The organism is Burkholderia sp., assembly GCF_018375725.1.
Classification (GTDB): Bacteria; Pseudomonadota; Gammaproteobacteria; order Burkholderiales; family Burkholderiaceae; genus Burkholderia.
Window position 1 is genome coordinate 1 of sequence record NZ_JAHACR010000332.1, and the last position, 4,334, is coordinate 4,334.

Sequence of the window (4,334 nt, forward strand, 5' to 3'; positions counted from 1 at the left end):
GATGCTCGGTACGGCGCGCGTCGAAGCGGATGCGGCGCCGTTGATGGGCAGCGAGGACTTCGCCTACATGCTCGAGGCGCGCCCGGGCTGCTACGCGTTCATCGGCAACGGCACGGGCAGCCGGGGCGGATGCATGGTGCACAACCCCGGCTATGACTTCAACGACGACATCCTCGCGATCGGCGCGAGCTACTGGGTCCGCCTGGCCGAAGCCTGGCTCGCGGCCTGACGACCTTCATCACGCAGTCTCGCGCTCATCGGGATCCTCATGGAAACGTCCGCCTTCAATATCGCCGCCGGCACGCCGGCCGGCACACGCGCTGCAGCCAAGAAGCGCCGCCTGATCGCCGCCGCCGCGGTCGGCAATGCGCTCGAGTTCTACGATTTCACGGTCTACAGCTTCTTTGCGATCCTGATCGGCAAGCTGTTTTTCCCCGTCCATTCGTCATTCGGGCAGCTGATGCTCGCGGTCGCGAGTTTCGGCGTCGGGTTCGTCACGCGCCCGCTCGGCGGCCTCGTGATCGGCATGTATGCGGACCGCGTCGGCCGCAAGCGCGCGATGATCGCCACGCTGCTCATCATGGCGCTCGGCACCGCGACGATTGCGCTCGCCCCGACCTACGCGCAGATCGGCATCGCCGCCCCGTTGCTGCTCGTGCTCGCTCGCCTGATGCAAGGTTTCGCCTCGGGCGGCGAGGTCGGCGCATCGACGACGCTGCTGCTCGAACAGGCGCCGCAGCATCGGCGCGGCTTCTATGCGTCGTTCCAGTTTTCGAGCCAGGGGCTCGCGGCGCTCGCGGGCGCGCTCACCGGCGTCGCCCTGACGTCGACGCTCTCCGCCGCTCAACTCGAAAGCTGGGGATGGCGCGTACCGTTCATCATCGGCACGCTGTTCGTGCCGATCGGCTACTGGCTGCGCCATACCGTCGAGGAAGTGCCGGCTGCGACGCCCGCGCCGCGCGAGAAGATCGCATCGCTGCCGCTCGCCGACGTGCTGCGCCATCACGGCAAGGCCGTGTTCACGGGCCTCGGCGTGACGATCGGCGGCACGTCGATCCACTACATCATCGTGTTCTACATGGCGATCTACGGTGTGCAGGTGCTGCATCTGCCGAGCTGGCTGTCGATGACGGCCGGCTGCGTCGCGGGCGCGATCCTGATGGTCGCAACGCCGATCGGCGGCTACCTGTCGGACATCTACGGGCGCAACCGGATCGTCTGGTGGACGCGCATCGTGCTGATGCTCGCGATCTATCCGGCGTTCGTCGCATTGAACCGCTGGCCGGGCGCCACGTCGCTGCTGACGATCATCGCCGCACTCTCGTGCGTGCATTCGATCAACATCGGCGCGACCGGCGCGATGCTCGGCGAACTGTTCCCGCGTCCGGTACGCGCGACGGGCGGCGCACTCGTCTACAGCCTCGGCGTCGCGATCTTCGGCGGGTTCGCGCAGTTCTTCGTCACGTGGCTGATCGCGGCGACCGGCAACCCGAATGCGCCCGCGTGGTATGCGATCGGCTGCGGCGCGCTGACGTTGCTCGCGCTGCGCTGCATGGATGAGAAAGCCGGCAAGTCGCTCGACTGAACGCGATCGTATCGACAGAATCCCGCGCGGCGCCCCAGCCTCAGAACGCATGCATCATGCCGATATACGCGCCCGTCTGCGACTCGCCGGTCGGCGGGCTCGTATTCGGATTCGCGTCGCGCGGCGTCGCCAGCAGCGAGAAGTTCGAATTGCCGCCATTCCGCACATACGCGACCGTGCCGTACAGGAACGTGCGCTTCGACAGGTTGTACGTCGTCCCGAGCACGTACATCATCGCGTGGCCGGACGGATCGTGCGCGGCATCGCCGCCGCCGTCGCCGACCTTCACGTAGTAGCCGCCGGCCGTGATCGACCATTGCGGATTCGCGAGGTAGCTCGCGCCGAGCCAGTAATGGTCGGCGCGGTCCGCGAGACCCGCCGGCGTATCGGGCGCCGCGTAATGGGTATAGGCGCCCTGGATCTTGAGCTGCGACAGCTTCACGTTCGCGCCGACAAAATATTCGCGCGAGCTTGCAAAGATGTTGCTGAAACGGCCGTTGCTGTCGCGCAGTTCATCGTAAAGGCCCCGCACGTCGAACAGCGGCGAGTGGTACGTGACCATGATCCCGTCCGAACGGCCGAACTCGTCTGATGCGCCATAGTTGAAACCGCGCGCCTGGTTGCCGAACGCATATTGCGCCTGCACGTCGAAGCCGCCGATCACCGGGCTGTGATATTCGATGTTGTTGTTCGTCTGCTGCCAGTTGCGGCCACGCACCAGCGACGCGGATGAAAACGCCTGCTGCACGAACGGATCGAATTCCCATACGCCGTCGCTGTCGATGAACAGGTTGCGGCCGGCCTGCAGTTGTCCCCATCGACCGCTGTTCAGGCCGACATACGCGCGACGCGAAAATAACCGGTCGCCGCCTGTCGTGCCGTTCATCACCTGAAATCCGGTTTCGAGGTTGAACACGGCCGACAGGCCGCCGCCGAGATCCTCGGCACCCTTGAGTCCGAGCATGCTCGTGCCCCAGTCGCCGCCTTCCGCACGCCAGCGTGTCGCGCTGCCGCCCGGTGCCGAGAGGTGGTTGAGGTATTCGACGCCGCCGTCCACGCGGCCATACAGCGACACGCTCGTCTGTGCGAGCACGGCCGATGGCGCGGCCGCGATCAGCAATACATAACGATTGATACGCACGGTCATGCCCCCATGTCTTCTGACAGGCCGGCGCGCGAGGCGCGCGCCCCGTCAGCGGCTCCGGTCAGTCGCGATCGAACGAGAACCGTCCGGCCCCGGCCGCACACAGTGCGAACAGGCCGCCCGCAATCGAAATGTTCTTGTAGAAATGGATCATGTTGTTCATTTGCTCGCCGCCCGTCATCGTCCAGTAATGGTGGCCGATGATGCCGGTGGCGATCGTGTAGAGCGCGAGCAGCAGCGCGATCGGTCTCGTTTGGAAGCCGACGAGGATCGCAATCCCCGCGAAGAACTCCATCACGACCGCGATCGCCGCCGAGATGATCGGCGCAGGCGCGCCCGCGCTTCCCATATACGCAATCGTTCCGGAAAAATTCGTCAGCTTCTGCCAGCCGAACAGGACGAACAGAATGACCAGCAGAATACGGGCGAGCAACAACAGCACATCACGTTGGGAGGCAAGGAAAGCGTGTCTGGGTGTCATGGTGGACCATCATCGAAAGCGATGCGCGAAACCGGCGCATCGACGCGTCAGTGAACCGGGACGGACGGCGCCGCCGCCGCCCCGCTCTGCAACAACGACCTGCCAGCGGACGCCGCCCGGTGCGCCGCGCGCCCTCCTCTTTGAACGAAGTCCGCCCCGTGACGTCGCTTGCCGCTCAGCGCAGCTTCGCGACGTCCTGCTCGCTCACCCGGGCGGCCGGATTGCCGAACTGCCCGGTCAGATAGTTCGCCAGCGCGGCGATCTGCGCATCCGACAGCGCGTGCCGGAACGCGGGCATGCCGACATCCTCGCCGGCCGCCTTGCGCTGCACGCCGTTCAGGATGACTTGCACCAGGTTGGTCGGATTCGGCGCGCCCACCGTCGAGTTGTGGAACAGCGACGGGTAATAGCCGTCCGGCGTGCCCTTGCCCTGCATCTGGTGACAGCTCGCGCAGTTGCCGAGATAGAGGCGGGCCGGATCGATGCCCGACGATGCAAGCGCGACGCCGCGCAACCGCAGACCGTCCTCCGCCGGCTTGCCCCACGCGAAGCGGGGCTGGCTGCTGCTGTCGGCGACCGCCGGCACGGTGCGGATGTATGTCGCTATCGCACCGATATCCGCGTCGGACAGCTTCGAGAAGCTGTGCTCGATCGCCTCGGCCATCGGGCCGGCCGCCTGCGCGACACCCGGCACGCTGCCGATGCGCAGGTACTGGACGAGCTGCTGCTGCGTCCAGCCGCCGATCCCGGCCTTCGCATCCGGCGTGATGTTGTAGCCGTCCCAGCCCGCGAGCACCGAACCCGACAGGAAGCCGCCGCCGGCCTCGTCGAGCGCCTTCTCCTGCATCGCGATGCCGCGCGGCGTGTGACACGTGCCACAGTGCGCGAGGCCCTGAACGAGATATGCGCCGCGATTCCATTCGACGCTCTGCGACGGCTTCGGCTGGTATGCGCCATCTTTCAGGAACAGCCAGTTCCAGATTTTCAGCGGCCAGCGCATGCTGAGCAGCGCGGGAATCTCGTTCTTCGGCGGCGTCTGCCTGACCGGCTCGACGCCGTGCATGAAGTACGCGTACAACGCGCTGGCATCGTCGTCGCCGATCTTTGCATACGACACGTACGGC

Annotated in this window: 5 protein-coding genes; 2 read left to right on the forward strand and 3 right to left on the reverse strand. The window is 66.1% G+C overall.

Going from position 1 to position 4,334, the window contains the following annotated elements; translation table 11 throughout:
- The coding region (locus tag KH616_RS22045; RefSeq protein ID WP_366835079.1) for a M20/M25/M40 family metallo-hydrolase at positions 1-229 on the forward strand (229 nt) is incomplete at its 5' end.
- A 39-nt stretch (positions 230-268) separates the two neighbouring features.
- Positions 269-1,585 (forward strand): MFS transporter, encoded by a 1,317-nt coding sequence (locus KH616_RS22050; RefSeq protein WP_292251304.1) that lies wholly within the window; start codon positions 269-271, stop codon positions 1,583-1,585.
- 40 nt (positions 1,586-1,625) lie between these two features.
- Here KH616_RS22050 and KH616_RS22055 read toward each other — a convergent pair whose 3' ends face one another.
- The 3 genes from KH616_RS22055 to KH616_RS22065 form a co-directional block, all read right to left on the reverse strand.
- Complete coding sequence (locus KH616_RS22055; protein WP_292251305.1) at positions 1,626-2,732, reverse strand: porin; 1,107 nt, start codon at positions 2,730-2,732, stop codon at positions 1,626-1,628.
- A gap of 58 nt (positions 2,733-2,790) precedes the next feature.
- On the reverse strand, positions 2,791-3,210 hold the full coding sequence (locus KH616_RS22060; protein WP_292251308.1) for a DoxX family protein: 420 nt from the start codon (positions 3,208-3,210) through the stop codon (positions 2,791-2,793).
- Positions 3,211-3,385: 175 nt separating this feature from the next.
- The coding region (locus KH616_RS22065; RefSeq protein WP_292251311.1) for a cytochrome c at positions 3,386-4,334 on the reverse strand (949 nt) is incomplete at its 5' end.